Here is a 1726-nt window from a genome sequence, read left to right as displayed (position 1 = left end):
AATATTGGCCTGCTGATGACTGGTGCTTTTGGACAATCGCGGCTACGTGAGCTACTCAAAGGGAGCGAAACTGAGAAGTTATTGGGCACTACTAAAACGCCTTATTTACTTTTTCCTAAAGCTTAAGCTTCTTTATATCTGCTATTACCACACATAGTTTATCATTAGTATAGATGCTAGTTGCGTAGCGCTTAACGTAGGCGGCATCTTACTGACAAGCCAATCTACTGTCTGGCTATCGGACAATTAGACCACAAATCCCGCCCTGGTTTTATTTCTATACACTATTATCTACTGACTTCTACAGCCTCTCATTATCTCCATTGTTGAGTTAGCTGTCTTTATCTTAATTCTGTTTTGACATCTAGACTCCACTCTTTGTAAGATTTTCGCAAATCATCACAGGATACCCTCCCCGTAGGGTATGAAAGTTGGTTATAATAAAGTTCTTGTTGCACCTAACGTCACAGGTAACTCCGCTGTATTTATCCTAAAATTACTAAGTAATTATCAGGACTATCTCGTTTTTATTGCATCATATACGATGAGAATTTAAAGCTTTTTTCCGTTATAGTGGCGGTCATTTTTAAGATAAGTAAGTCCAAACGTTCCTCCCCCTTGAGTACGTCTGGCACATTTTTTGAATGACTTATCACAAGCATGGCAAAGCTATGATGCATTAGAGGTATGCAACGGCCTGCGACATCATTCATATAAGGAAATTTTTTATGAAGTTAATCACTGCGATTTTAAAACCATTTAAGCTTGATGATGTGCGTGAAGCACTGTCTGATATTGGCGTCAAAGGCGTCACTGTCACCGAAGTTAAAGGGTTTGGTCGTCAAAAAGGACATACTGAACTGTATCGCGGTGCAGAGTACGTAGTGGACTTTTTACCGAAAGTAAAAGTCGAGGTCGCGGTTATCGATGAGATGGTTGAGCCAGCTATTGAGGCTATCACACGTATCGCCAGCACTGGCAAAATCGGTGATGGCAAGATATTTGTGACAGCACTCGAACAGGTTATCCGAATTCGTACCAGCGAAACCGGGCCAGATGCGATTTAACTTTTATAGTTAAACCATAAATAAGCAGTTTTGCACACGATTGGTGCAAGTATCGTTTTAACAAACATCATGTCATAAGGACAGCTACTTTGTAATGTACGTCTAAAAGCAAACCAATCTACCGCATTGTCAATTCAAGGGGGAATTAAGATGCAAAGTCAGATTTTTGAGCTGCAATACGCACTCGACACGTTTTATTTTTTGGTATGTGGCGCACTGGTCATGTGGATGGCCGCAGGCTTTACTATGTTGGAAGCTGGACTGGTTCGATCAAAAAATACTGTCGAAATTTTAACCAAGAATATTACTCTTTTTGCAACCGCTTGCACTATGTACATGATATGTGGCTATGCCATTATGTATGGTGGCGACTGGTTTTTAAGTGGTATTGCAGGTGGTGAGACTTTAGTAAAAGACGCTTTAACAACCTCAGCCGAAAATGGCTTTGAAGGTGATTCTGTCTATTCTGCAGCATCTGACTTTTTCTTCCAAGTTGTCTTTGTGGCCACTTGTATGTCGATTGTCTCAGGCGCTGTCGCTGAGCGCATGAAGCTTTGGGCTTTTTTAATGTTTGCAGTAGTAATGACAGGTTTTATCTACCCACTAGAAGGTAGCTGGACATGGGGTGGCAACGATGTCTTTGGACTATTTAGCTTAAC

General features: G+C 41.0%; 2 protein-coding genes. Both read left to right on the top strand.

The window, feature by feature from the left end; genetic code table 11:
• Positions 1–728 precede the first annotated feature (728 nt).
• Positions 729–1067 (top strand): P-II family nitrogen regulator, encoded by a 339-nt coding sequence (locus ACS8FD_RS13710; RefSeq protein WP_058369633.1) that lies wholly within the window; start codon positions 729–731, stop codon positions 1065–1067.
• Between the two features lie 150 nt (positions 1068–1217).
• Positions 1218–1726, top strand: a 509-nt coding sequence (locus ACS8FD_RS13705) for an ammonium transporter family protein (protein WP_459252124.1), incomplete at its 3' end; no start/stop codon positions are given.

Source organism: Psychrobacter sp. 1U2 (assembly GCF_051847575.1).
The sequence above is the reverse complement of the archived record's forward strand: the minus strand, read 5'-3'. Positions and strand labels throughout refer to the sequence as shown.

Coding starts and splice junctions, on each gene's coding strand:
- ACS8FD_RS13710 (WP_058369633.1), top strand. CDS start 729: ATGAAGTTAATCACTGCGATTTTAAAACCATTTAAGCTTGATGATGTG.